Genomic DNA, 24,915 nt, shown 5'->3' with positions numbered 1-24,915 from the left:
GCCCCGGAACAGAACGTATGTCCGTAGAGAAAGAGAAAAGCGTCCGCCTCATGAAGGCGATGAAGGAGTTCAACCTTGGAAGCGATACTATACTCGACTTTCTGAAGGTTAAGGGCTTCGATGTGCCTGCGAACGACCTAAACGCCAAGCTTTCTCCGGCGATGTACGATCTGCTGGTGAAGGAATTCTCCTCCGAGAAAAAACTCAAGGAGCGCGCAGAGGCTATTAAGTCCATCGGCAAGAAAGAAGATGGCAAACCTGCCACCGAGGAAGCGGATACCACCGTGCCCCCGCTGACCGCCGACGAACTGAAGACCAACCTCTTCACCCGCGAGCCCGAAACAACCCCCGAACCCGTGCGCCAGCCTGTGGCTGAAAAAGCACCTGAGGTGAAGGTAACTCCTGCCGCCACTGAAGCCCCTGCCGCCGAAGAGCACAAGGGCCCAAAGGTCGTAGGCAAAATTGACCTCGCTTCTTTCGAAAAGAAGCCCAAGGCCAAAGCCAAAACAGAGAAAGCGCCCGAGCCCTCTCTCTTCGATACACCACCCGTAACGGAAGCGCCCAAAGTGGTGGAGCCGCCCAAGGTGAAAGAAGAACCTGTGACCGCCCGGAAAACCGAGCCCGTTGCAGAAACCCCCAAGGTGGAAGTCAAAGCTGAACCCAAGGCCGAGCCTAAGCCCGAACCCAAACCCGAGCCCAAGGCAGAAAGCACGCCTGTGGTAGAAGCACCCCAACTGGAAAAAACCAAGGCTCCGGAGCCTGCCAAGGCCGAAGCGCCTGTGGCCGAAACTGCCACCACCACGCCCGACGCCCCCGCCGAAGACGTAGTAATCCGTGCGCAGGACCACACCCCCAAGCTGCAAGGCCTCAAGGTGCTGGGCAAAATCGAACTCCCCCGCGAAGGCGCTGGCCGCACTTCCGGCCCCCGCCGCGACGACGATGAAGGCGAACGCCGAAAGCGAAAGCGCAAAACTGGCACGTCACCCGTCCAACCCGCTGCACAGGGTACTACCCCTGCTGGCAACACCGGTGGCGGTAACAACAACAATCCGAATAACCGGAACAACAACAATCGGCCCGGCAACAACTCCAACAACCGCGGCCCGGTCGGTGCCCGCAGTGTTGAGCGCACCGAAGCCAACCAGCGCGAGGTTGCCGACAACCTGCGCAATACCCTCGCGGGTATGAGCCGTGGCCGCAGCCGCAGCCGCCAGAAGAACCGCCGCGATAAGCGCGACAACATGGCCGCCAAGCGCGAGTACATGGAAAACCAGCGGATGGCCGACAGCCGTACCCTGGAGGTAACCGAATACCTGACCGCCAACGAACTGGCAAGCCTGATGAACCTCTCGGTCAACCAGGTTATCGCCAAGTGTATGGAGCTCGGCATGTTCGTCTCCATCAACCAGCGTATCGACCGCGATGTTATTCAGCTCATCGCTGAAGAATTCGGCTACGACGTCCGGTTCATCTCACTCGAGGAGTCCCTCACTATTGAGGAAGAAGAGGATCTGGAAGAAGGTGCCGAGCCCCGCGCTCCCATCGTCACCGTCATGGGTCACGTTGACCACGGTAAGACCTCACTGCTCGACCACATTCGCAGCACCAACGTTATCGCGGGTGAAGCAGGCGGCATTACCCAGCACATTGGTGCCTACGAAGTGACGCTCGACAACGGCCGAGCCATCACCTTCCTCGATACTCCCGGTCACGAAGCTTTCACCGCCATGCGTGCCCGTGGTGCCCAGGTCACCGACATCGCCATCATCGTGATTGCCGCCGACGACCAGGTCATGCCCCAAACCCGTGAGGCCATCAACCACGCACAGGCGGCGGGTGTCCCCATGGTGTTTGCCATCAACAAGATTGACAAGCCCGGTGCCCAACCCGAGAAAATCCGCGAACAGCTGGCTCAGATGAACCTGCTGGTGGAAGACTGGGGCGGCAAATACCAGTGCCAGGAGATCAGCGCCAAGAAAGGCCAGGCCGTAGACCTGCTGCTGGAAAAGGTGCTCCTCGAGGCCGATATGCTTGACCTCAAGGCCAACCCCGACCGCCCAGCTCGTGGTACCGTCATTGAAGCCCAGCTCGACAAAGGCCGTGGTGTAGTAGCTACCATCCTGGTACAGACAGGTACGCTCCGCATCGGAGATATCCTGCTGGCCAACCAGTACCATGGCCGTATCAAGGCCATGACCGACGAACGCGGCAACCGCGTGAAGGAAGCCGGACCGTCTACCCCAGTTCAGATCCTCGGTCTGGACGGTGTACCCCAGGCTGGTGACAAGTTCCAGGTGATGGAGACCGAGCGCGAAGCCCGCGAACTGTCTTCCAAGCGCGCCCAGCTCCTCCGCGAGCAGAGCATCCGCATGCAGAAGCACATCACCCTCGAAGAAATTGCTCGCCGTGCCGCTCAGGGCGACTTCAAAGAGCTCAACATCATCGTCAAAGGCGACGTGGATGGCTCTGTCGAGGCACTCTCCGACTCGCTGCTCAAACTCTCCGCAAACGAGGTTGCCATCAACATCGTTATGCGCGGCGTAGGTCAGATCACCGAAAGCGATGTCCTCCTCGCTTCTGCCTCCAATGCCATGGTCATCGGCTTCCAGGTGCGTCCCAGTGCCGCCGCCCGCAAGCTGGCCCAGCAGGAGCAGATTGAAATCCGCATGTATTCCGTCATCTACGATGCCATCAACGAGATCAAGGATGCCATGGAAGGCATGCTCGCTCCCAAGGTGGAAGAAGAGATTACGGGTTCGGCCGAGGTTCGCGACGTATTCCGCATCACCAAAGTGGGTTCCGTTGCCGGCTGTATGGTCACCGAAGGTATCATCACCCGCAATTCCAATGTCCGCCTTATCCGCGATGGCATTGTGGTGTACACTGGCGAAGTGCGCGACCTCAAGCGCTTCAAAGACGATGTCAAGGAAGTCAAGGAAGGCTACGAGTGCGGTATCTCCATCGAAGGCTTCAACGACGTCAAGCCTGGCGATATCATCGAAGCGTTCAAGCAGGTGGAAGTCAAGCGAACCCTCGCCTGAGTTTCCCTACCAGCATAAACAGAACAGGCCCCACACGGGGCCTGTTTTCGTTTGCACACAAATGAGAGAAATCCTGACAGCTCAGCCGTTCCGTACCGCCTTCAGCAGCGACAGCGCGTGTAGATAGTAGGCACTGGGCACCAGAAATGCCGGCAGCCACACATACGGGAAGGTCGCGATGAACGTATTGGCAGGTTCGTTGAAGAACTGCCGGATGGGCAGCGGCGCCGACAGCAGCGCAATCGTCACGATGTTGAGCAGCAGCGCCAGCCCCATGAGGTTCCACACCCAGATCCACCGCATGTGGGTAGCCCGCCGCAGCAGTACCGCAACGGGTATGGCCGTCAGGCCAGTCAATACATCCCAGTTATACTGCTCAAAGGTCATCTGCACTGGCACCACCCCTGCCATGAACAGCAGCCAGAGAAACAGTTCTACTGGCACCCGGAACACCTGTGTGCCCATCAGCACCTCCTGCGTCAGGTGGGGTAGCAGCTCGCGCAGCCATTGCGCCCGCAGCACAAATGGCAAGGCCACCAAGGGCACCAGCAGCACTGGCACAATGCTTGGCGGGCGTGTATCGAAGCGGAGCAGGCCCCCTGCAGCCAGAAGGGCTGTCAGCACCAGCCAGCCCAACAGAACCAACAGCAGGTTCCGGCGAAAACGCAGCCGCCGCTCAAGCGTCCAGCCAGCCTGCCCACTGGCCTGCCAGAGCAGCCGCTGAAACCACCATACCACCGCCCCTGTTGTGCCAACTGCCAGGGTCCCAGCCAAAACTGTCCCATTCATGTCGATTGCTGTTGTGTGAGTGAGTAGCTGCAAGCTAGGGCTACCAGCTGTAGCTTAAGCAGTTAAAAGCTACTCTACAAACGCCGGGATAGGCGGTTGGTGGCAGCCGTTCTCCCTTTCGTACCTTTGCTGGCTATGATTCAGCTGCTTGCCCCCGAACATTGGTCCGATTATGCCCTGATAGACAGTGGGGGATTCGAGAAAATCGAACGCTTTGGCCTCGTCACCCTCATCCGGCCCGAACCGCAGGCCGTATGGCCCCGCAGTGGCAAGGTAGACTGGGAAAAGATTGCACATGCCCGCTTTGTCCAGAAGGGCAGCCACTCCGGCGAATGGGTGCCACTCCAGAAGTCCAAAAAGGTGGCCGACAGCTGGCAGCTGAACTACAACGCCCCTTCCTATCGCCTCAGCTTCCGACTGGCCCTTACGGCGTTCAAGCACGTGGGCATCTTCCCCGAACAGGCCGCCAACTGGGACTTTCTCTACGGACAGCTCTATGGCCGCAAGAACTTCCGTGGCCTCAACCTCTTTGCCTACACAGGCGGGGCCTCGCTGGCCATGCGTGCCGCAGGCGCCGACGTCACACACCTCGACAGCGTGAAGCAGGTCGTCTCCTGGGCCAACGACAACATGGTGCTCAGCAACCAGGACAACATCCGCTGGATTGTAGACGACGCCCTCAAGTTTGTACAGCGCGAGGCCCGGCGCGGCTCGCAGTACGACATGGTGGTGCTGGATCCCCCCAGCTTTGGCCACGGCGCCAAAGGCGAGCGCTGGAAGCTGGAAGACATGGTCGACGAACTCATGCGCAACGTCGCAGCCATCCTCAAGCCCAGTGGCGGCCTGGTGTTCAACTGCTACTCCGTCGGTTTCTCTGCACTGGTACTGGAGCACCTGATACAGATGCACATTCCCCATGCCGTAAAGCAGAACCGTCTGGAACTGGCCGAGCTCTACCTGCCTGAAGAAGCCACGGGCCGCAAACTGCCAACCGGCGTCATCGCGCGCGTGCGCATGCAATAAGCCCGCGGGCTACCCTCAGTGCATCTCCAACGGATAGTTCTTCTCGCCTGCTGTTACCGCAAATGGCAGGCGATTGCTCTCCGGCACTTTGGGACAGGCATACACCCCACGCCCGTAAACACACAGTGGGTTGTAAGCCCGGTTGAAATCTACCCTGACAGTAGTAGTGGTATCGGTAATGAACAGCTCCAGATAACGGCCCCCACCGTAGGTGTCTTTGCCGCTGGTGGCATCCAGGAACGGCAGCCAGTGGTAGTCTTTATAGGAAGGCTTACGGGGTGGGTCCAGGGGTTTGTAGACAACCAGGCTGTGCTCCCTACCCTCCAACACAATCCGCACGCGGTAGGCCGCATGGTAGCTACGGGTAATGCCCGCGCTGGTACCTACCCGTATCGGACTGCTGGCCGGCAATGGCTCCAGTTTACACGTAAAGCTGTACTGCGCATCGCAGGGGTAGTATGCCAGCCCCACCTTGCGGAAAGCCGCTTTATCCTCGGGCCGGATCGGTGAATCGGGGTCGGCGAAATAGATGGAGTCCTTCTCTGCCCGATGCCGACTCAGATCGGTACAGAACGCCGTCTCGGCTGGCGCTTCGGGCGTGTGCCACAGGCCCCGGAATGCCAGTCCCATCAGGATGCTCAGCCACAGCAGTTTCATGGTTGTAAGGTACTGCCAAAGCCTAACATGACAAAAGGGGCCAGCAGGCCCCTTTGTACCGGAATTGAAAGCTGTTTCAGCTGCTCTTGCCCGACTTTGTGGCCGCCTCCAGGGCATCCCACATCGGCTGTGGCACTATGTCGGCCCAGTTGAACTCGCCGGCGCCCTGCAGCCACTCGCCACCATCAATGGTGATAACCTCGCCGTTGATATAGGCGCTGTAATCGCTCATCAGGTAGGCGCTGAGGTTAGCCAGCTCCTGGTGCTCACCTACACGGCGCAGAGGCACCTTGCTGGCAGGGTCCAGCTTCTCCACCAGCTCTTTGGGCAGCGCATGCACCGGGAACAGGCGGCTCCAGGCACCTTCCGTCGGGAACGGTCCGGGGGCTACGGCGTTCAGGCGAATGCCGTACTTGGCCCACTCCACGGCCAGACTGCGCGTCATGGCCAGCACACCAGCCTTGGCACAGGCACTGGGCACCACATAGCCACTGCCTGTCCAGGCGTAGGTAGTGGTTACGCTCATTACTGTAGCAGGTATCTTGTTGGTAATCCAGTATTTACCCAGACAAAGCGTAAAGTTGTAGCTGCCCTTCAGCACTATGTCCACCACGGCATCAAAAGCGCGGTTGCTCAGGCGTTCGGTAGGGCTTATGAAGTTGCCCGCGGCATTGTTCACCAGACCATCAACGCGGCCAAACTTCTCGATGGCCTTGGCCAGCACGTTCTCCACCTGTGCATAATCGCGCACATCGGCCTGCACGGCCAGCACCTGTCCGCCAGTCTCGGCCATCATCTCGTCGGCGGCCTTCTGCAACACATCCAGCTTACGGCTGCAGATCACTACGTTGGCCCCCAGGCGCAGGAACTCCACGCCCATTGCGCGGCCCAGACCTGTGCCACCGCCGGTAACAATAATCGTGCGACCCTTCAGGGTGCCCTCCGGCAGCATCGGACGGGCATACGGTGCAGTAGAAGTACTCATGTATTGTGTGTGTTTTCTGCAACTTAACACCCAGCCGCACGCCAGTAGCACCCTTTCGCCTTAACTTTCGCAGAATGGCGCGTCTTTCTCTCTGTCTCTTCACCTTGCTGCTGCTGGCCATGACCACACAGCCAGCAGCTGCACAGAAGCTGAAAATCAAGAAACAGAACCAGATACCATTGGGCCAGGACGCGCGCCCCGGTCTTTTTCCCGGCGTGGCAGGTGGCATTGGCGGCGGGCAGATGTGGGCGGGTTTCACCGCCGACCTCCACTATGGCAACCGCTGGACCCTGCGTCTCCATCCGGGCCTGTGGTACTGGGGCGCGGGCATTCAGTATCAGTTTGGCCCCGTACGCTGGAGCACCGATTGCAGCCACCGCCCTATGTTTCTCAGTTTCTGGGTACTCGACGACTGGCTGCTCTCCGGTGGCGGCGACGCCCCAGCCGACCGCGACATCTATCTCCTGATGCTCGGTATGCACCGCAAGCTCACAACCCGCGGAGATGTCTATCTGGAGATCGCGGGCGGAGTTGGCTTCGGCAAAGCCACGTACGAGCCTGCCGACGCCACCCCCTACAGCCGTCTGCTTGCTTTTCCCACAGTTGAGGTACGCATTGGCGGCATTTTCACGCGGATGAACCTGCTGGACAGAAAGCGGAGATGAGGCTGGCAACCCTGCACGCCGGGGTGTATCTTTAAGTCATCCTCCCTGCTTCAACTACTACCTCCGTGACACACCCTGCCCTCGAATCCCTCCTGGCGGCTTACAACGAAGAGCGCCAGACCAGCTTCACCCCCGCTGAGTTCGAGCACATGATCTATTTCGTGCCCATGCTCATGGTGGCTGTAAGCGACATGAACGTGGATGGTGTGGAAATGGGATATCTCACCGGACTTCTGGCCGAGCAGACCCTCAGCGCACAGGGAAAAGTCAACACCGAGCTGCTGGAGCAATACATCGCCGAGCTCAAATACCTACTCAGTAACCTCACCCAATGGGAGAAGCGCTTACTGGAAACCCTGCGCCAACTGCTGAGCCAGAACCACGAGCGCCGCGAGCGGCTGCGTGTACAGATGGTAGCCGTCGCCATGGCCAGTCGCGGCATCAATCAGTACGAACAGGCACGCATCAAAGGCCTGTGCGACCAGCTCGGTATCCAGCTCTAGTCCTCCTGATGCGCTTTTGCGCCCTTGTTCGAGAAGATTTCACGACTGACAGCCGTCAACGGCAGAATGATGGTGAATACCGTCTGGCCGGGTTCACTCTTCACCTCAATGGTGCCTTTGTGCTGCGTCACAATCTTCTTCGCCACGTAAAGGCCCAAACCTGCACCCTCTCCCTCGGGTCGGGTCGAGAAGAACGCATCGAAAATGCGGTAAAGATGCCTGCTGGGTATCACGGGCCCTGTATTGGCGAATGACACCACCAGATTGGGCTGCTCTGGCTCGCGGGCCACACGTATGGTCAGGGTACCGCCAGCAGACTTCCCGTCAGAAGTGCCCTGCATGGCTTGGCAGGCATTCAGAATCATGTGGGTCCACACCTGCTTCAGCTGCTCCGGATGGCACACAAGGTTGGGCAGCTCAGACTCATACTCAGTAACAAACCGCACACCCAGCTTCGTGTAAGCTCGGTATTGTTCCAGCACCTCGTCTATTTGACGCGGCAACTGAATGGCTCCCCCCATCCGCGGCGTGTGTTCGTCATCCGTGTAGCTCTTCAACGCCAGTATCAGCTTCTGGGTCTTAGACACCGAGGTCCCGATCGTCTCGATATTGGCCCGTAGACGGCCTATCGCCACCGCCGATTCCAAGAGTTTCTCGGCCGTGCTGTCCATCAGCAGCGGCAGATACTCCTGAAAGCCCTCGTACAGCCCGGCCTTCACCAGCAGCCGTGCAACGGCCTCTGGGTTCATCACCTGCAGTTCCTCCATCAACGCCTGTATCTCCTTGCGAGCCTGCCGCTCAAAACTGGGATCTGTGGTGTTATCGCGGTTCTTCGCCGTTTCTATGACGGCAAAAAAAGGCTCACGCAACTCATCGGGCATCTCTTTGAACAGTGCCGGAAAAGTCGCCAGCAGGCTTGGCAAACTGCTTTGCACATTCTGACTGGCGGCATAGATGGCACCAATGGGTGTATTGATCTCGTGGGCAATGTTCGCGATTACGCGACCCAGAGTGGTCAGCTTTTCATTGGCTACCAACTCTTCCTGGGTGGCTTTCAGTTCTTCCAGGGCTGTGCGCAGGTCTATGCCACGCACTATCAGCTCTTCGTTCTTGGCCTGCACTTCCTTATTGGCACGCTCCAGCAGTTGGCTCTTCTCAATCAGCTCTTCCTGCGCCGCCTTCAGCTCTTCCAGTGCAGTCCGAATATCAATCTTCTCTATGATCAGCTCTTCCTTTTCCTTCAACAGTTCCTCTCGAATACGCTCCGCTCGGCGCTTCTCCAACTCAAACTGTTGCTTCTGCACAGTCAACTCCTGATAATCCCGGTGAAGCTCTTCATACCGCGACAGCAGTTCACGATGCGCCTTGGCAAGCTCGTCGTAGTTCTTGCCTGTGTCGGTGCTGGATGCTGAAGAAGTTTGCTTCGCCATGCAGGTGGAAAGCTGCCCATTCGCTACGAACTTCGCACAGGGGCAGCACTTATCCTTCCCTAAACTACTCAGGTGAAAGCTGTAAAAAAAGCCTACGTTGTTTTGCTCGGAGTGGCAATCGCAGCCATCCTTGTGCTCGTTGTGGTTTACACCCGGCCCGACTACAACCCTGACGGCAATCTGCTGGCAGCGCAACCGCCTGTCGATACCCTGCTGTTCTCCCAGCCCGACACCGTGGGCCATGTACCTCGCCAACAGATGCCAGAATGCTCGGGCCTCGTTGCAAGTCGCCTCCATCCCGGCTACCTCTTTGCCCACAACGATTCCGGCGACAGTGCCCGCCTGTACCTGCTGGATACATTGGGCCGCATGCGAGCCGTGTTCAACCTCACTGAAGCCCGCAACCGCGACTGGGAAGACATGGCGCAGGGGCCAGGACCAATACCCGGCAAATCCTACCTCTATGTCGGCGATATCGGCAACAACTTCAGCACCCGCCGCGACACCGTTTTCATTTACCGCCTGCTCGAACCCGACAGCCTGCCAGTAACACCCCACGACACCCTGAGCCTGCCAGCTGCCATTATCCAGCGATTTGGCATTCTCCTGCCGGGTGGTGGCCGCGATGCCGAAGCACTATTTGTCGACCCCCGCACCGGTGCCCTCAATATCATCACCAAACGTGAGGCAAACGTCCGTGTCTACTCCTGCCAGTTGCCGGATCTCGCTGATAACCGGCCCATTACAGCGCATCTTATCGGCACCCTCCCACTTTACCGCGTAACCGCAGCCGACTGTTCGCCCGATGGCCGGCTGCTCATCGTCAAAACCTACGACAACGTTTACCTCTGGCAGCGCCGTCCACTCGAAACCATCGGGGAAATGATCCGCCGAAAACCCCAACGCCTGCCATACAACCGCGAAAAACAGGGCGAAGCAATTGCCTGGCTCCCAGATACCGCCAACCAGATCACTGCCTACATGACCCTCAGTGAAAGCGGTGGCGAGGAATTCGGCCTCGACTCAATACCCTTGCTTCGCTACCGTGCCAAACGCTGACAAAAAGCCACTTGACAAGTGATTAACATTTATTTACATTTGGTTAACAACCATTAAGAACTGGGTTGTCACCCCTGAATCTCAATCCCTTGTCATATGGAAACTGCCCTTTCAGCCTCCGTCAGCACCGCCAGCCAGGCCGTGCCTATGTTTCAGGTAGGCATCTGGCTGTTGGGTGCCTTTGTAGGCCTCGTCCTCGTCGGATACGGGGTACACATCGCCAAGAGAATTACAGGCGCCAACAGGCGCTGACCGTCTTAAGACTGCAATTGACTGAGCGGCAGTGGGCTATCCCGTTGCCGCTTTTTTAGCGCCCCACACGGGTCAGTCGGCCCCAGCTGAACCAAATCAGTGCGGCCACCATGCCCATAAGGTGCCCAAAGTGCGACACCCGTCCACCAGAACCGAAGAAAACCATGAATACCGAAAAGGCGAATGAAAACATCGCCAGGTACTTCAGCCGGATGGGAATGGGTATCGGGAAAATGAACATCTCGGCGTCAGGGAAGTAGAATGCAGCCCCCAACAACACCCCCGATACTGCCGTACTTGCACCCAGAACCGGGATGTATGAGGGGTCCAGCACCGCCAGCGTCACCCCGGAAAAAAGCCCCGAAAACAGATAGAACTGCGCAAACCGCTTCGACCCCAGTACATGCTCCAATGGCCCGCCCAGCGAGTACAGCGCAAACATGTTGAAGAAGATGTGCAGAAAACCAGCGTGCGCAAAAAAATAGGTAACAACCTGATAAGGCCGGAAAGGGTCGTTGAAGATGTTGCCATCGCCCAGTATACCGTTGTCAAAAGCCACCGGATAAGGCACCCGCACCAGCAGCAGGTCGCTCTTGTATACTGGCAGCATCTCATTCAGTATAGGGAAACCCAGTTGGGCAATCCACACCAGTACGTTGATGATGATAAGATTGAGTACGACTGGCGGAATACGGTTCTGCATGTTACGGGGTGCGTAGAAAATCGGTTCAGAAGCTAGCGGCCCAGGCGAGTAGCCAATTCCTCAGGTGACAGTGCAAAATAGGTGCGTTTGCCATCCGGTGAAAATGCGGGCTCCTCGCAGCCGAGCAAACCCGTCACCAGCGCCTTCAGTTCCTCCTGCGTCAAACGCTTCTGGCTGGGCAGGGCACTCTTGCGGGCAATGGCCCGCGCCACAATCTGTCGCGAGCGGCTCACCACTTCTTCAGGGCCTTCTCCCAACATCCGCAACCCTTCCACCAGATCATCAAACACCTGCCCCACTTCCGCGTGCTTCAGGTCATACGGCACCCCCGACACCAGCACCGCACCCGGCCCTATCGGTTGCAGGTCAAACCCCTGGTGACGCAGCGCGTCCATCGCCAGTTGCAGTTGCAGCATGTCTTCGGGCCCATAATTCAGACGTTGCGGGTACAGCAACTGCTGCACCGGCACCGGCCTGTTACCACCCGCCTGCCTCAGCAGCTTCTCGTATAGTATCCGCTGGTGCGCAGCCTGCTGGTCGATACACAGCAGCCGGTTGCCGTATTCCACCAGCACAAACTGGCCAAACACCTGTAGTGGCAGTACCTCTGTCAGCGGCAGGCGTTGGTCGGCCTCCGACAACAGGCTCGCCTGTCGTGGTGTTGGGCCGGTAAAGGCAGCTGTGTTCGGTGCTGGCTCTTCAGGTAAGCCAAGGTCTAGCCGCTGTTGCTGACGCAGAACAGGGGGTGTCCACCCGGTCGAGGCCCGCTCCTGCACCACATTGCGTTCGGTCGTTGGTGGTTCCGGCTCCCGGCTGCGGTAGTCGGCAACCGTCTGGATACCCTCTGATTGCGGGCTATCCAGCGGGCGCTGCAACAGTCCTTCCAGTGCCTGAAAAGGATCGTTGATAGCGGGAGTAGCCGTCTGGGCAGCCGCCATGTGCATACGCCCCAGCACCTTCCGCGCCGAGCTCTGCAACAGCGCATACAGGCTTCGTTCGTCTTCAAACTTCACCTCCGTTTTGGTGGGGTGTATGTTCACGTCCACCCGCTCGGGGTCCATCGTCAGGAACAGAAAGTACACAGGGTAGGCGTCCTTCGCTATCAGTTCCCCATAGGCAGCTGCCACCGCATGGTGCAGATAGGCATCGCGGATGTAGCGCCCGTTCACGAAAAAATACTGCTCGCCACGCGTCTTACGGGCACTCTCCGGCCGCGCCACCCATCCCTGCATGCCCACCAGCTGGGTTTCCTCGGCCAGTGGCAGCAGGTCATTCGGTTTCAGAAACGGATACAGTCCCGTAATGCGCTGCACTGTATCGCCAGCAGGCAGGTCATAGATCAATTCTCCGTTGTGCACCAGCTCCATACGGATCTCCGGCCGGGCCAGCGCCACACGGTAGAACTCCTGTAGGATGTGCCGTGTCTCTACCGGATTGCCCTTCAGGAATTTGCGGCGTGCTGGCACATTGTAGAACAGGTTGCGTACCGCCACGCTGGTGCCAACGGGCAAGGCCGCTTGCTCCTGCGATACAAAACTGCCACCCGACATCTCCACCGCCGTGCCCAGTTCGTCTTCTGGCCGGCGGGTGCGCAAATGCACCTGCGCCACTGCTGCTATACTGGCCATCGCCTCGCCCCGAAAGCCAAACGTCAGAATTTGGAACAAGTCTTCGGGGCGCGAAATCTTGCTGGTAGCATGGCGCTCGAAGCACAGCCGGGCATCCACTGCCGACATGCCACAGCCATCGTCTATCACCTGGATCAGCGCCTTGCCCGCATCCTGCAACACCAGCTGAATGCGTCTGGCACCTGCATCCACTGCGTTTTCCAGCAGCTCCTTAACCACACTCGCCGGACGCTGCACCACCTCACCAGCAGCTATCTGGTTGGCCAGCGCATCGGGCAGCATTCGTATCACGGCGTCCATTCACACAAAGGTACATTTCCTTTCAGGCAGGGAATATTCCTGTGGGCCTGTCTGTTTCCCGATTAGTTGCTAATTTCGCATTGCACGAACTGCGCATACCTATGGCCATCGTCACTGGAGACAAGAACGAACGCAAACTCACCTTCTGGCAGAAGCTCTATTTCCCTGAAATCTTCAAGGGAATGGCATTCACCTTCCGCCACATGTTCCGGCCCACCGTTACACTGGAATACCCCGAGAAGAAGGTAGAGCTGGGCCCCGAATTCCGTGGCCGTCCCGTACTCGTAGCCGAGAACGGCAAGGAGCGCTGCGTTGCCTGTGGTCTCTGTGCCCGGGCCTGTCCTCCACTTGCCATCAGTATGCAGGCCGCTGAGGTAGCCGACGACCAGAAAGAGCGCTATCCCTCTGTATTTGAAATCGACATGCTCCGCTGCATCTATTGCGGCCTGTGCGAAGAGGTGTGCCCCGAAGAAGCCATCGTCATGAGCTCTGAGTATGATTACAACTTCCAGAACCGCCAGGATGCCATCATGGGCAAAGATCGCCTCGTGAAGGACAAGGAGCTGCTGAAAACTCGCCTCGACTGGCTGGCTAAGTTCCGCAACCCCAACTTCGGCACTGTGTACAACTTCAAAGAAGGAAACAACGTACACACCCTCCGCAACCGCGACGCCAAGGGCCACAAGTAAGCCCAACCCGCATACAGAAAAGCCCGGCAGTGCCGGGCTTTTTCATTTCATAGGCTTGTCGCAGGAAAATCAAACGAACAGCGAATAACGGCCAATTGCTGCTGTACCTGCTGCACCCGCCGCCAGACATTCTGCCTCATTCACATCTGTTACCCCACCCAACGCAAACACAGGCAGCTTCACGCCGCGGCAAACACGACGCAGCTCCTCCAGCCCTGCAGGAATCTGCCCAGGATGCGTGTCGGTGGCAAACACCGGACTGAACATGATGTAGTCATACCCCTCGGCCAGTGCCCGCTGGGCTGCCAACAGACTGTGACAGCTCTTGCCCAGCAGGAAAGACGCATCCAGCCGCGCGGGCAGCGCAAAGAAGTTCTCACGCACATGATATCCCTGCACGCGACTGTCGGGCGCATAGTAACCGTTCACCAGTATTGGGAAACTGTGTTTGGGATACTCTTCATCCAACGCCTCAAAGAGGTCCTGCCACAACTGAGCAGGCAGCGTCTCACGTATCATGACAGCATCAGCACCGCGGTTCAGTGCATGCTCTACCCACCGCAACAACCTGTCCTGCAATTTTTCATGCCCCACCAGACTCGAAGGGTTCAGTCGAGAGATGGCCATGCGCCGGAAGGTCCGGCCCGGTATGTGTTTCACGGCACAAAGGTAACGCTCTGATGCACAGCCGCCATGAAGGCATGCAATTTCACTGGGTCCAGCTTGCCATCTGTACGTACCCCACTGCACAGATCCAGCCCATAGGGCTGCACCTCTTCGAGCGCCTGCTGCACGTTCTCGGGCTTAAGTCCACCTGCCAGAAAAATGGGCTTACCTGCCTGCTCGCATATCTGCCTGCTAAGGGCCCAGTTGTGCGTACGGCCAGTTCCTCCCAACTCCTTCACGGGCAGGTCTGGGCGACCCGAATCCAACAGCAGCGCGTCTATCTGCGGAGCAAGGCCCAATGCCTCCTCCACTGAGTGTTCGTCCACCACATGTATCACCTGCACCAGCTTGATGCCGGGCAGCGCCTCACGCAGTTCCTGATAGGTACCCTCCGAAAGGGCATCCACCAGTTGCAGTGTCCGGGTATAAACCACACGATGATGGTCTATGATATCCCGCACCACCGTTCGGCTGGTCAGCAGAAAGGTGTCTACCGGAGGCGGCGCAGCGGCAGCAATTTCACCTATCAGTTTGTCATCAATAACACCAGGCCCGCTGGGCATCTCGCCCACCAGGCCCAGTGCATCGGCACCCAGCCGAACTGCCAGCCGGGCCTCGTCCACACTGCTGATACAGCAGATCTTTACACGCGGGCGCATGACATGCTTAGTGTGCCGCAGCGGCAGCCATTCGGGCTACATCACGACCAGGATAGGCCTCCAGCGCAGCGCGCAGCACCTGCATGGCATGGCGCAGCTTGTCCTGCTCCAGCACGTAGGCAATGCGCACTTCTGTTTTACCCAAACCCGGCGTAGCATAGAAGCCAGTACCCGGCGCAAACATCACTGTGTAGCCTTCAAAGCTGAACTCCTCCAGCAGCCACTGGCAGAAGCGGTCGGCGTCGTCAATAGGCAAACTGGGCATTACGTAGAATGCACCTCGCACATCCGGACAAATAACGCCGGGCATGGCCTTCAATGCATGCACCACCACATCGCGGCGGGCTACATATTCACGAATAATCTCGTCATAGTAGCTTTGGGGCAGGTCGCACAGCGCTTCTGCACCCACCTGGCCCAGCGTCGGGGGCGACAGGCGCGCCTGGGCGTACTTCATCGCAGCCGCAAACACATCGGCATTTCGGGTCACGAAACTGCCTATCCGAGCGCCACAGCCACTATAGCGCTTCGACACCGAATCAGCCACGATTACATTCTGCTCTATGCCTTCCAGGGTCAGGGCGCTGGTGAAGGTCTCACCGTCGTAGCAGAACTCCTTGTACACCTCATCGGAAATCAGGAACAGGTCGTGCTGCTTTACGATGTCGCGCAGCTTCTCCAACTCTGCTTTGGGATACAGCTTACCGGTGGGGTTCGAGGGGTTGCAAAGCAGAATGGCCTTGGTGCGTTCGGTCACCAGCTTGGCAAACTCTTCGGCAGGTGGCAACGCAAACGACTGCTCTACATAGGTACGCACCGGCACAATCTTTACCCCAGCCTCAATAGCGAAGGCGGTATAGTTGGCGTAATAGGGCTCTGGTACAATGATCTCATCACCAGGGTTCAGCACGCTCATGAAGGCAAAACGCAGAGCCTCCGAGCCGCCAGTGGTGATCATCACCTGCTGGTGCGTAAGGTTCTGGATACCCAACCGGGTGTAGTAGCCGGCCAGCTTTTTGCGATAGCTTTCGATACCAGGGCTGGGGCTGTATTCCAGCACTTTGATATGGGCATTCTGGATAGCCTCGAAGAACTGAGGCGGCGTGGCCAGGTCAGGTTGGCCTATATTCAGGTGGTACACCTTGGTGCCACGGGCTTTGGCTGCCTCGGCAAACGGGGCCAGACGACGGATGGGGCTGCTGGGCATAGAAGCCGCGCGCTGGGCAATGGTAGGCATGGCGAACAGTTGTAAGTCTGCAAAAATAGCAGAAACAGAAAGGGGCTGCCAATTGGCAGCCCCTTTAACGATTCCAAATACAGATGGCTTAGTAGCCAGGATTCTGTGAAAGATTCGGATTGGTCTGACGGGCCCGCTGGGGAATCGGCAGTACAAACCGGTCAGCAGTAGCAGCTACTGTGGTAGGAGCAGTGGTTGACGTAATGGCCGATGCCCAGATTGCAATATCCTTGCCAAGACGCTTTTTGTCCCACAGGAGATGACCCTCGGCATAAAGCTCCCGGATGCGTTCCTGATAAACTACCTCACGGGTAACAGTACCCAATGCACCAGCACCACGGGCTGTACGGAGGTCGTTTATGTCCTGCAGCGGATTGCCTTGGCCGCTCATCAGGCCAGCTTCGGCACGGATGAGATACATCTCAGCCAAGCGCATGATGTTCATAGCCTTACGGTTCGACAGCCAGTTATCAGACTCCCCACCAGCCCATTTGTAAGTGAACATACGAGCCGTGCTGTTGGCATCAGCACCAAATACACCCATTCCCGTGGTGGTATTGGGGATGCGCAGGTCTGCGGGATCTGTCCATACAGCACCATTCTGTTCGAAACGGGTGTGGCCTGAGCCGCTTTCGCGGAACCAGATGTCACCACGACCAGCACGGGGATCCCCAGGCGCGCCCGAGTTGCGGCTGCCATAGTGCGCAGGAAGACCACCATTCACAGATACCGCACCATTGGTCAGTGTCTGCTGAAGCTCCCAGATGGCCTCCGTAGAAGCCTCCTTACTCCAACCACTCTTGGGGTCGTTCTGAATCAGTGCGTATCCGTTAGGATGGTTGATTACGATATCTGCATAGAAATAGGCAGAATCCATCACGCCCTTCTGCAAATACAGCTTGGCCAGCATGGCCGCTGCCATGGCGTTGTTGGCACGAGAGGTCTTGCGATAGAACTCTTTTACCTCAAACTCATTCTGGTCTGGCAGAAGATTGAAAGCACGCTGGAGGTCAACAATGGCCCGATCGTATACTGCGCGAACTGTTGCACGAGGACGCAGATACTGATTGGGAATCAACAGTGGATCCTCTACAGGAATGGGATCGGTGTACAGGGGCACAGCTAGGTTCGTACCTGCGTTGGCATCATACTGGCGGCCGAAGTAACGCGCCAGATTGAAGTACATTGTTCCACGGAAGAACAGTGCCTCGCCCTCCAGCACATCCCGGTCAGCTGGATCAGCCTTCGAGAGATTTGCCAGCAGCAGGTTCGAACGCATGATAATGTTGTATGCATTGTTATACATACGCAGCACCTGCCCGTTTTCAATCGAAACGGCCGCACGGCGGAATTCACCGTAAGCCGAGAACGTACCGTTGAACGTCAGGATGGAGTCAGCTGCCAGAAGGTCAGCTACCATCACCAGATCATTGGAGTAAGTGCCAAGATTGTAAAGGCCCGTGTAAAGGCCAATCGTATTGGCACGCAAGCCCTGCGGCGTGCTGTATGTCGTAACCAAGTCCACTTGGTTCGTGGGCTGCGCATCAAGCAGTTCTTTGCAGCCACTCATCGTAGCACCAAGAGCTAATGCGGCTACCACCACTTTCGTATTTCGAAGAAAGAATTTCATTTCTGTGAAGCTGTTTAGGTTAGCCAACTACTTGACTTAGAAGCCAATTTGAATGCCACCCTGGAAAGAGCGAGCCTGAGGAGCCGTGTAGAAGTCGATACCCTGCACGACACCCGTGTTGGCGATACCAGCCTGAGAACCGATTTCCGGATCGCCAGGATAGGGAGAAATCAGAATCAGGTTCTGGCCCATGAGGTACACGCGCAGACTGCGCAGCTTGAACTTCCGGGTGATAGACTCTGGGAACGTATAACCGAGCGTAACATTACGCAGGCGTACGTAATCAGCTTTGTACAGCAGGCGTGAAGAAGGCTCACCATTACCCAGCAGAGTACCCAGTGCAGGCACGCCAGTAATGTCACCCGGGTTCCGCCAGCGGCTCATCTGGTCTTCGGTTTGGTTGTCAAAGCCAGCAGAGAAGCCAGTGCTTGAGTAGATACCAGTGCCCCAGTAGGCATAGTTGCCGAAGCTGTAGTTCCACAGGAAGCTGAAGTCGATGTTCTTGTAACGGAACTCATTGCTGATACCGCCAAACATGGTGGGATAGGAGTTGCCCAGTGGCTCTACTATACCCTGGTTCCAGCTGTTGGTAATGCTGCCATCAGCACGGCGATACTGTGCCAGGCCTGTTTGAGGATCAACCCCTACCTGACGGCGACCAAAGAAGTAGCCCAGGGGCTGACCAATTTGAACACGGTTTTCAATACCTCGTGTGGTGAATATCACAGGCGCACCGTCACGACCCGTTTCGAGTACCTCGTTACGAATGGTCGTGAAGTTGAAGGTTGTATTCCACTTCAGAGCGCCCGTCGTATTCTGGGTCGTAAGCGTGATTTCGATACCCTCGTTGCGAATCTTGCCCAGGTTCTGAATGATCGAGTTGAAACCCGATTCTACCGGGATGGGTACGTTCAGCAGAAGGTCATTGGTCGTACGGCGGAAGAAGTCAATCTGACCGGTAACCCGATCCTTGAACAGACCAAAGTCCAGACCAATGTTAACCTGACTGGTGGTTTCCCACTTCAGATTCGGGTTGCCAAGCTGGTTCGGAATAATACCTGGGGCATCGCGATATGCAGAAGCACCTGAAAGTTTGCGCGATGTGAAGTTCCCGATTTCACCGTTACCTGTCAGGCCCCAGCCACCACGCAGTTTCAGGAGACTCAGGAAGTTGATCCCTTCCATGAAACTTTCGTTGCTGATGGTCCAGCCAGCAGAGATAGATGGGAAGAAGCCGTATTGGTTGTTTGCACCAAAACGCGAGCTGCCATCATAGCGGCCCGACAGCTGCAACATGTACTTGTCGTTGAACTTGTAGTTCACACGAGCGAAATAGGAGAGAAATGCGTAGTCAGAATAACCCGAACCAACGGCTACTGGATTGGCTGCTGCACTCACATACTGGAACTCGTTGGAGGGGAAGCCTTCGCCCTGTGCAAATGACAGTTCGTTGTTCTGGCGAAGGAATTCAAAACCAGCAACTGCTACAACCGTGTGTACTTCGTTGAAGAGTTTGGTGAACGTTACGTAGTGTTTGGTGTTCAGGTTCGTGATGCGGTTAGACTGCGTCGTTGCATAACCGTTCGAAAAGCTGGAGAACACTGCACCTGCACGCGGACCAACCCACTGGTCGTACTGGTTATCGAGGTAGTCGATACCCAGATCTGCGTGGTAAACAAGGCCCTTGATAAATTCGAAATCGAGGAACAGCGTAGTGAAGTTACGGTAGGAAACCGAACGTGTACGACTGTTGTCAACGAACAGGAAAGGGTTGTCGTAGGGAATGCCCGTATTGTAATCCCCCGTCAGCGGACTCTTGCTGCGATACATCGGCCATAGCGCCACTGCTTGCGTCAGCGAGTTAAACTGGTTGTCGTTCTCAGGACGGTCAGTCTGGGTGCGGAAGAACTTGGTGTTTATGCCAAATTTGATCTGCTCACTGAAACGGTGGTCGATATTGATCGATGACGTTGCACGCGAGAAGGTATTCCCTTTGAAAATACCAGTCTGGTCAAAATAAGAACCTGCTACATAGAAAGTAGTCTTCTCGTTGCCACCAGCAACCGAGATATCTCCCTGCTGCACAGGAGCTGAGAAATTGTAAGCCTCACGCTGCCAGTCGGTATCTGCAATAGGCTGGTCGTCTTCGATGAGGGCGCCAGAACCTACAGGGCCATAAACCAGAGAAGCCGGTACACCGAAGTATTCACCCAACAGCTCGGTGTACTGAGCCGTATTCAGGAACTTGCGGAGACGGGTAGGTTGAGCTACGCCGAAGTAGTAATTGAAGTTCACACGGGCCTTGCCTGCCTTACCACGCTTCGTAGTAATGATTACCACACCGTTGGAAGCGCGCGAACCATAAATGGCAGCAGCCGAGGCATCCTTCAAGATGTCCATCGATTCGATATCGTTCGGGTTCAGGTCGGCAATGGGACTCTGGGGTTCACCCTGTGCACCATTATCGACGTCTTCGGTAACAATGGGCGTACCGTCAACGATATAAAGCGGCTGGTTGCCAGCTGATGCCGATGCCGCACCGCGCACGCGAACCGTAATACCCTGGCCCAGCTTACCACTGCCTTGTGAAATCTGAACACCCGCAGCACGACCCTGCATGATGGATTCAACCGAGGTCATGGGGACGTTCTCCAGCTGAGCGCCACCGATTTTAGCAACGGCACCCGTCAGGTCACGGCGCTCGATGGTACCACCGAAACCCGTTACCACAATTTCATCAAGAGCCGAACTGGCATCACCCATCGTAGAGACAACACCCGTCGAAGATCTTCCATCATCAACGCGATAGGTCTGGTCTTTAAGACCAACGTAGGTAACACGTACCGTCAGTGGGCCCGAAGCAGTAACTGAGAAACTGTAGTTACCATCCGCATCGGTGTAAGAGCCATTGACCGGTGTAAGGCTGCCTGCCGTGTAGACGGCAACTGTTGCACCTGCGAGTGGTGCGCCCGTTTCATCAACTACCCGACCAGAAATCTGGCGGGAAGCTGCCTGCTGGGGAGTGCCCTCCGTGCCTCGATTCCGCGTATCCTGGGCATTACCAGCATACGCGACTAGGCCGAGAGCTGCGAGAATAAATAAACGCCTCATAATCAGCTGTTAAATGGTTTAGACGCATTTGACGTATCAATGCGCCTAACAAGTTAACAGCGATTTTATTTTTTCTACAAGAAATTTAATGCCTTTGTTACATGAAACCGGGAGCCAACCCAACGATTATACGCTTTTACACGTAGCCAAAGGTGCTAAAATTGGCTCTTTCTGAGAATCAACGCCGTTTCAAGGTCACTGCCAAGCAAATGCCAGACTCTTATATACGGTTGACTTCCATCTCTAGTTCCACACCGAATTTTGTGCGGACATCTCGTTGAACGTCGTTTGCTAGTGCCAGCACTTCCTCGCCGCGGGCGCCGCCATAGTTGACAAGCACTAGCGCCTGTCGCTCATGCACGCCCACGTGCCCCTGACGCTTGCCTTTCCAGCCGCATTGTTCTATAAGCCAGCCTGCGGCCAATTTGCAGGTCAGACCATCTGCCTGAGGGTACACGGGCAGGCCAGGATGCTCGTTGCGAAGTGCGTCTGCAACTGGCTTGCTCACAACCGGATTCTTGAAGAAGCTACCCGCATTACCCAGTTCTCGGGGGTCTGGCAATTTACTGCGGCGCACCGCTATCACCGCTTCAGCGATATCACGCGGCGTCCAGCCCTGTGGCCCGGGTGTACGCTTCGCCAGTTCGGAAGACAGGGCATCGTATGTTGTGTTAACTGCCACACTTGTCGTCAGCCGAAACGTTACCGAAACGATAACATAGCGCCCTTTCCCCTCGCGTTTGAACAGGCTGTCGCGATAAGAGAAGAAACAGTCGCGCTTGCTGAAGGCCTGAAACATACCCGTGGCCATGTCAAAGGCTTCCAGGCTGTGAAACACGCTATCCAGCTCCACACCATACGCCCCTATGTTCTGTACGGGCGCAGCCCCGACCGTACCCGGAATCAACGACAGGTTCTCCAGCCCGTACCAGCCCTGCTCAAGACAGTGCAGCACAAACGGATGCCATACGATTCCCCCTCCCGCTTTCACCCAAACACTGTCTCCTTCCTGTCCCTTCAGCTCTATCCCTGGGATCATGATATGGATAACCAGTCCGGGATAATCCTGTGTAAACAGCACATTGCTTCCCCCACCGAGTACCATGCGCGGATGGTCTTTGAACACCTCACTGTTTGCCAGTTCGGGCAACTGCTGGGCATCGGTAATGCTGACATACCAGCGGGCAGTGGCTGCCACCCCAAAGGTGTTCAACTCTGTCAGTGGGTAGTGTTCCTGAAACTCAAGGGGCATGGCAGTAGGTTGGGAGGAAGCGGAAACTATCAGAAATTGGGCCGCAGGAAGTAGCGACTGTAGAAAGCGTCGATATACTGGACGGCTTCTTCGGCTGTGTCCACCACCGTGAACAGGTCTACATCTTCCGGCGAAATGAATTTGTAGCCCAGCAGCGTGTTCCGCATCCAGTCTACCAGTCCACCCCAGAAGTCGCGGCCCACCAGCACAATCGGGAAGCGGTCAATCTTCACCGTCTGAATCAGCGTAATGGCCTCGAAGAACTCATCCATCGTGCCGAAGCCGCCAGGCATTACCACAAACGCCTGCGCATACTTCACGAACATCACCTTCCGCACGAAGAAGTAATCGAAGTCGATCGAGTGGTTGCGGTCTACATACGGGTTGCCGTGCTGCTCAAAAGGCAGCTTGATGTTCAGCCCCACCGACACGCCACCTGCGGCCTGCGCACCCTTGTTACCCGCTTCCATCACACCCGGGCCACCTCCAGTGATGATACCGTAACCATGCTCTGCAAGCTTGCTCGCTACTTCCACAGTCAGTTCATAGATAGGGTCACCGGGCTTCACCCGTGCCGAACCAAAAATGGAGACGCAGGGTCCTATTCGGCTCATCTTCTCAAAGCCCTCTACGAACTCTGCTATGATTTTGAAAATCTGCCACGTATCTACAACCCTGCGCTCCTGCCAGTCTTTGGTATGTGAAGAGAACTGGGGCGGCACAAACTTGTTCTCCGTTCCTGCCGAGGGGGCTTTGTCTGTTGGCTTATGATTATCCATGTATCTCGTTCGTATAATCCAACCCCTTGGTTGGCGTATAAAGGTAGGCAAACGTAAGACAAGCAAGCCACTGTGTATCTTTGTCGCACATGAGCACTGCCCCCGTCCGTATCAAGTTGAACCAACTCACCACCCTGCATGATGCCCGCTATGGGGCTGCCCTTGGGGTTGATTATGTCACGTTCACGCTCGAGCGCGGCAGCATGTTCCGCATTTCACCAGAACTCATTCAGGAGATCGCTCCCTGGGTCGCCGGGCCGCAGCTTGTTGTTGCCCTCGGCGATGACCTGTCTGCCACTGAAGGGCAGGAAACCCTGCTCTCTGACATACAGGGCCTCCGCGAGTACAATGCGCTCATGCCATTGTCCCCAGCCGCACTCGAGGCGCCTTTTGGTCTGCGGTTGGCACCTACCCATCCCTCTGACCTCTCAGCCGAGAACCTCGACCGCCTGAAGAAAAACCTCGCGCAGGCACAGTACCTTGAGGTCAGCTGCCAAGCCACTGACACCGCGTGGATCGAAAGTCTGCTGGCCCTGCTTCCCACTTCCGTTACCCTGCTGCTCGATCTCGACCCCCTTTCGCACGCACAGGTACGCGACCTCATGCCACTGGTTAATGGCTTCTCCTACGGCAAGAAGCTGGCAGACGACTTTACCGCCCTCGACTATGACGCATTCGAGGCCCTGCTGGAGCGGTACCGCCCCGAGTAAAGTGGCCCTACCCATCGGACGGAGGATCCAGCAGCGACGCAAAATCGGCCTGCCAGCGCATCGGCTCAAATTCCAGTATCTCGAAGCGCACACAGCCGTTTACCGACAGCGGGTCCAGCATCAGGATGTTTCCCAGCTGATGACGCGTTAGCCCCCGGGCAAGGAATACTGCACCCTCGCGCGGCTTCCTGCGCCCCGAAACCACGAAGTACCCCTTTCGGTACTGCTCGTCTACGTAGGCCAGATGCTCGGGGATGTACTTTTCAACTTCTTCCAGGGAGGCGGTGTAATGACTCAGGACAACGAACATGTCTGAATCTACCGTTTCAGTTGTGCAAGTCCAAGGCCTCAGCCCCCAAAGGCCTGCGCCGTGAACACAAAGACATCGTACAGGGCATGAGACCAGGCTGTGATGCCAAAGCGCCTGAACACCAACATCATACTGAAGATGAGGCCCATAATGGCCCGGTACACAAAACCGTAAAGGTCAAACTTGTCGCCCAACGAGCCCAGGTAGTGTGCCCCGGAGAAAATCAGTGCCGACAGCAACAGGATTACCACCGTGGTGCTCCACTTCTCTACCTCGGCGCCAAACAGCTTGGCAATAAACTGCATGCCCCGCACCAGCATCAGCCGGAAAAACAGCTCTTCATAGAACCCAGCTCCAAAGCTCAGGCCGATGTTGTACAGCCAGCCCGGCCGCGTGCTCGTCGCGCCCTCAGCCACCGTATCCGCCTGCAAGGGCAGCCCGGCGATAGCCCCGGGTGTAAACACTTTACCCAGCAGCATTGGCAGCGTGAAAAACAGTATGGCAGCCCATACAGCCGATTCCAGCAGCATCAGCAGCACCTTGCCGGTCTCAATCCGCACGCCCTCCTTTCGGTCCTGATAGAACAGCGCGAAGCCAATCACCACCACCAGCCCCGACAGGATCCAGGTGCCGTAGGGCACCATAGCCAGCAGCGCATCAAACATGGCGTCCACCCCATTCACTACCTGCCCACCGCCTACACTCTGTGCCAGAAACACGCTGCCCTCGTACAACACCAGCAGCATCAGGGCCAGCACGAAGTTGTAGCTCGGCCGCTTGGTGGCCTCGTTGTAGGAGAGAGTTTGGAGTTCGGCCATAGGGGCGGGTTACTGCTGC

The 24,915-nt window shown here is 56.9% G+C and carries 23 protein-coding genes; 8 read left to right on the top strand and 15 right to left on the bottom strand.

The genetic code is table 11. The annotated features are described in order from the left end of the window. The first annotated feature begins 17 nt into the window (after nucleotides 1-17). The gene (infB, locus tag AC2D8O_RS02760) at nucleotides 18-3,041 is read left to right on the top strand and encodes a translation initiation factor IF-2 (protein WP_484677256.1); all 3,024 of its coding nucleotides are present in this window, start codon (nucleotides 18-20) and stop codon (nucleotides 3,039-3,041) included. Between the two features lie 81 nt (nucleotides 3,042-3,122). On the opposite strand, the gene AC2D8O_RS02755 is transcribed toward infB, so the two are convergent. Next, complete coding sequence (locus AC2D8O_RS02755) at nucleotides 3,123-3,830, bottom strand: hypothetical protein (RefSeq protein WP_484677255.1); 708 nt, start codon at nucleotides 3,828-3,830, stop codon at nucleotides 3,123-3,125. Nucleotides 3,831-3,965: 135 nt separating this feature from the next. Between AC2D8O_RS02755 and AC2D8O_RS02750 the strand changes: the two genes are divergently transcribed. Then, nucleotides 3,966-4,853 carry a class I SAM-dependent methyltransferase gene (locus AC2D8O_RS02750; RefSeq protein ID WP_484677254.1) on the top strand — a complete coding sequence of 296 codons (888 nt, stop codon included), beginning with the start codon at nucleotides 3,966-3,968 and terminating at the stop codon, nucleotides 4,851-4,853. 15 nt (nucleotides 4,854-4,868) lie between these two features. Here the strand turns inward: AC2D8O_RS02750 and AC2D8O_RS02745 are convergent, their stop codons facing one another. Then, a complete protein-coding gene (locus AC2D8O_RS02745; RefSeq protein WP_484677253.1) occupies nucleotides 4,869-5,510 on the bottom strand; it encodes a DUF1684 domain-containing protein in 642 nt (213 codons plus the stop codon). 76 nt (nucleotides 5,511-5,586) lie between these two features. Further along, nucleotides 5,587-6,495, bottom strand: coding sequence for an SDR family oxidoreductase (locus AC2D8O_RS02740; protein ID WP_484677252.1), 909 nt, complete (start codon nucleotides 6,493-6,495; stop codon nucleotides 5,587-5,589). A gap of 74 nt (nucleotides 6,496-6,569) precedes the next feature. On the opposite strand from AC2D8O_RS02740, the gene AC2D8O_RS02735 reads away from it, so the two are divergent. Both AC2D8O_RS02735 and AC2D8O_RS02730 read left to right on the top strand, forming a co-directional pair. Continuing rightward, nucleotides 6,570-7,160, top strand: a complete 591-nt coding sequence (locus AC2D8O_RS02735) for a hypothetical protein (protein ID WP_484677251.1) — start codon at nucleotides 6,570-6,572, stop codon at nucleotides 7,158-7,160. Nucleotides 7,161-7,225: 65 nt separating this feature from the next. Continuing rightward, nucleotides 7,226-7,663 (top strand): hypothetical protein, encoded by a 438-nt coding sequence (locus tag AC2D8O_RS02730; RefSeq protein ID WP_484677250.1) that lies wholly within the window; start codon nucleotides 7,226-7,228, stop codon nucleotides 7,661-7,663. Here the strand turns inward: AC2D8O_RS02730 and AC2D8O_RS02725 are convergent. Further along, a complete protein-coding gene (locus AC2D8O_RS02725; protein WP_484677249.1) occupies nucleotides 7,660-9,093 on the bottom strand; it encodes a sensor histidine kinase in 1,434 nt (477 codons plus the stop codon). The two genes, AC2D8O_RS02730 and AC2D8O_RS02725, sit on opposite strands and share 4 nt — an antisense overlap. A 72-nt stretch (nucleotides 9,094-9,165) precedes the next feature. Here AC2D8O_RS02725 and AC2D8O_RS02720 point away from each other — a divergent pair, with 72 nt between their 5' ends. Beyond that, nucleotides 9,166-10,152 carry a hypothetical protein gene (locus AC2D8O_RS02720; protein ID WP_484677248.1) on the top strand — a complete coding sequence of 329 codons (987 nt, stop codon included), beginning with the start codon at nucleotides 9,166-9,168 and terminating at the stop codon, nucleotides 10,150-10,152. A gap of 96 nt (nucleotides 10,153-10,248) precedes the next feature. Beyond that, nucleotides 10,249-10,404, top strand: coding sequence for a hypothetical protein (locus tag AC2D8O_RS02715; protein ID WP_484677247.1), 156 nt, complete (start codon nucleotides 10,249-10,251; stop codon nucleotides 10,402-10,404). A 55-nt stretch (nucleotides 10,405-10,459) separates the two neighbouring features. On the opposite strand, the gene AC2D8O_RS02710 is transcribed toward AC2D8O_RS02715, so the two are convergent. Beyond that, nucleotides 10,460-11,107, bottom strand: a complete 648-nt coding sequence (locus AC2D8O_RS02710; protein ID WP_484677246.1) for a rhomboid family intramembrane serine protease — start codon at nucleotides 11,105-11,107, stop codon at nucleotides 10,460-10,462. A 32-nt stretch (nucleotides 11,108-11,139) separates the two neighbouring features. Next, nucleotides 11,140-13,035: a DNA mismatch repair endonuclease MutL gene (gene mutL, locus AC2D8O_RS02705; RefSeq protein ID WP_484677245.1), complete on the bottom strand. Its 1,896-nt coding sequence runs from the start codon at nucleotides 13,033-13,035 to the stop codon at nucleotides 11,140-11,142. A gap of 80 nt (nucleotides 13,036-13,115) precedes the next feature. Between mutL and nuoI the strand changes: the two genes are divergently transcribed. Next, entirely contained in the window at nucleotides 13,116-13,724 is a 609-nt protein-coding gene (gene nuoI, locus AC2D8O_RS02700; protein WP_484677244.1) for an NADH-quinone oxidoreductase subunit NuoI, read from the top strand. Between the two features lie 69 nt (nucleotides 13,725-13,793). On the opposite strand, the gene AC2D8O_RS02695 is transcribed toward nuoI, so the two are convergent. The 7 genes from AC2D8O_RS02695 to AC2D8O_RS02665 all read right to left on the bottom strand — a co-directional run bounded on the left by AC2D8O_RS02695 (nucleotide 13,794) and on the right by AC2D8O_RS02665 (nucleotide 23,058). Then, nucleotides 13,794-14,384, bottom strand: a complete 591-nt coding sequence (locus AC2D8O_RS02695) for a thiamine phosphate synthase (RefSeq protein ID WP_484677243.1) — start codon at nucleotides 14,382-14,384, stop codon at nucleotides 13,794-13,796. Beyond that, nucleotides 14,381-15,049: a phosphoribosylanthranilate isomerase gene (locus AC2D8O_RS02690; RefSeq protein ID WP_484677242.1), complete on the bottom strand. Its 669-nt coding sequence runs from the start codon at nucleotides 15,047-15,049 to the stop codon at nucleotides 14,381-14,383. The genes AC2D8O_RS02695 and AC2D8O_RS02690 overlap by 4 nt, the downstream gene beginning before the upstream one ends. Nucleotides 15,050-15,056: 7 nt before the next feature. After that, nucleotides 15,057-16,286: a pyridoxal phosphate-dependent aminotransferase gene (locus AC2D8O_RS02685; RefSeq protein ID WP_484677241.1), complete on the bottom strand. Its 1,230-nt coding sequence runs from the start codon at nucleotides 16,284-16,286 to the stop codon at nucleotides 15,057-15,059. 88 nt (nucleotides 16,287-16,374) lie between these two features. Then, on the bottom strand, nucleotides 16,375-17,916 hold the full coding sequence (locus AC2D8O_RS02680; protein WP_484677240.1) for a RagB/SusD family nutrient uptake outer membrane protein: 1,542 nt from the start codon (nucleotides 17,914-17,916) through the stop codon (nucleotides 16,375-16,377). Nucleotides 17,917-17,952: 36 nt separating this feature from the next. Beyond that, complete coding sequence (locus tag AC2D8O_RS02675) at nucleotides 17,953-21,027, bottom strand: SusC/RagA family TonB-linked outer membrane protein (RefSeq protein ID WP_484677239.1); 3,075 nt, start codon at nucleotides 21,025-21,027, stop codon at nucleotides 17,953-17,955. 220 nt (nucleotides 21,028-21,247) lie between these two features. Beyond that, on the bottom strand, nucleotides 21,248-22,279 hold the full coding sequence (gene murB, locus AC2D8O_RS02670) for a UDP-N-acetylmuramate dehydrogenase (protein ID WP_484677238.1): 1,032 nt from the start codon (nucleotides 22,277-22,279) through the stop codon (nucleotides 21,248-21,250). Nucleotides 22,280-22,308: 29 nt separating this feature from the next. Then, complete coding sequence (locus AC2D8O_RS02665; protein ID WP_484677237.1) at nucleotides 22,309-23,058, bottom strand: LOG family protein; 750 nt, start codon at nucleotides 23,056-23,058, stop codon at nucleotides 22,309-22,311. 89 nt (nucleotides 23,059-23,147) lie between these two features. Between AC2D8O_RS02665 and AC2D8O_RS02660 the strand changes: the two genes are divergently transcribed. Continuing rightward, entirely contained in the window at nucleotides 23,148-23,768 is a 621-nt protein-coding gene (locus AC2D8O_RS02660) for a hypothetical protein (RefSeq protein ID WP_484677236.1), read from the top strand. 7 nt (nucleotides 23,769-23,775) lie between these two features. Here AC2D8O_RS02660 and AC2D8O_RS02655 read toward each other — a convergent pair whose 3' ends face one another. Next, a complete protein-coding gene (locus AC2D8O_RS02655; protein WP_484677235.1) occupies nucleotides 23,776-24,078 on the bottom strand; it encodes a YciI family protein in 303 nt (100 codons plus the stop codon). 38 nt (nucleotides 24,079-24,116) lie between these two features. Next, nucleotides 24,117-24,896, bottom strand: coding sequence for a CPBP family intramembrane glutamic endopeptidase (locus AC2D8O_RS02650; RefSeq protein WP_484677234.1), 780 nt, complete (start codon nucleotides 24,894-24,896; stop codon nucleotides 24,117-24,119). Nucleotides 24,897-24,915: the final 19 nt, after the last annotated feature.

The organism is Pontibacter sp. T17, assembly GCF_057219875.1.
Note: the sequence above shows the minus strand (reverse complement) of the source record. Positions and strands in the feature narration are given on the sequence as shown.

What these genes read in the sequence shown, in the direction of transcription:
- infB (WP_484677256.1), top strand. Translation starts at nt 18, where the DNA reads ATGTCCGTAGAGAAAGAGAAAAGCGTCCGCCTCATGAAGGCGATGAAG.
- AC2D8O_RS02755 (WP_484677255.1), bottom strand. Translation starts at nt 3,830, where the DNA reads ATGAATGGGACAGTTTTGGCTGGGACCCTGGCAGTTGGCACAACAGGG.
- AC2D8O_RS02750 (WP_484677254.1), top strand. Translation starts at nt 3,966, where the DNA reads ATGATTCAGCTGCTTGCCCCCGAACATTGGTCCGATTATGCCCTGATA.
- AC2D8O_RS02745 (WP_484677253.1), bottom strand. Translation starts at nt 5,510, where the DNA reads ATGAAACTGCTGTGGCTGAGCATCCTGATGGGACTGGCATTCCGGGGC.
- AC2D8O_RS02740 (WP_484677252.1), bottom strand. Translation starts at nt 6,495, where the DNA reads ATGAGTACTTCTACTGCACCGTATGCCCGTCCGATGCTGCCGGAGGGC.
- AC2D8O_RS02735 (WP_484677251.1), top strand. Translation starts at nt 6,570, where the DNA reads ATGGCGCGTCTTTCTCTCTGTCTCTTCACCTTGCTGCTGCTGGCCATG.
- AC2D8O_RS02725 (WP_484677249.1), bottom strand. Translation starts at nt 9,093, where the DNA reads ATGGCGAAGCAAACTTCTTCAGCATCCAGCACCGACACAGGCAAGAAC.
- AC2D8O_RS02715 (WP_484677247.1), top strand. Translation starts at nt 10,249, where the DNA reads ATGGAAACTGCCCTTTCAGCCTCCGTCAGCACCGCCAGCCAGGCCGTG.
- AC2D8O_RS02710 (WP_484677246.1), bottom strand. Translation starts at nt 11,107, where the DNA reads ATGCAGAACCGTATTCCGCCAGTCGTACTCAATCTTATCATCATCAAC.
- mutL (WP_484677245.1), bottom strand. Translation starts at nt 13,035, where the DNA reads ATGGACGCCGTGATACGAATGCTGCCCGATGCGCTGGCCAACCAGATA.
- AC2D8O_RS02690 (WP_484677242.1), bottom strand. Translation starts at nt 15,049, where the DNA reads ATGCGCCCGCGTGTAAAGATCTGCTGTATCAGCAGTGTGGACGAGGCC.
- AC2D8O_RS02685 (WP_484677241.1), bottom strand. Translation starts at nt 16,286, where the DNA reads ATGCCTACCATTGCCCAGCGCGCGGCTTCTATGCCCAGCAGCCCCATC.
- AC2D8O_RS02680 (WP_484677240.1), bottom strand. Translation starts at nt 17,916, where the DNA reads ATGAAATTCTTTCTTCGAAATACGAAAGTGGTGGTAGCCGCATTAGCT.
- AC2D8O_RS02675 (WP_484677239.1), bottom strand. Translation starts at nt 21,027, where the DNA reads ATGAGGCGTTTATTTATTCTCGCAGCTCTCGGCCTAGTCGCGTATGCT.
- murB (WP_484677238.1), bottom strand. Translation starts at nt 22,279, where the DNA reads ATGCCCCTTGAGTTTCAGGAACACTACCCACTGACAGAGTTGAACACC.
- AC2D8O_RS02665 (WP_484677237.1), bottom strand. Translation starts at nt 23,058, where the DNA reads ATGGATAATCATAAGCCAACAGACAAAGCCCCCTCGGCAGGAACGGAG.
- AC2D8O_RS02660 (WP_484677236.1), top strand. Translation starts at nt 23,148, where the DNA reads ATGAGCACTGCCCCCGTCCGTATCAAGTTGAACCAACTCACCACCCTG.
- AC2D8O_RS02655 (WP_484677235.1), bottom strand. Translation starts at nt 24,078, where the DNA reads ATGTTCGTTGTCCTGAGTCATTACACCGCCTCCCTGGAAGAAGTTGAA.
- AC2D8O_RS02650 (WP_484677234.1), bottom strand. Translation starts at nt 24,896, where the DNA reads ATGGCCGAACTCCAAACTCTCTCCTACAACGAGGCCACCAAGCGGCCG.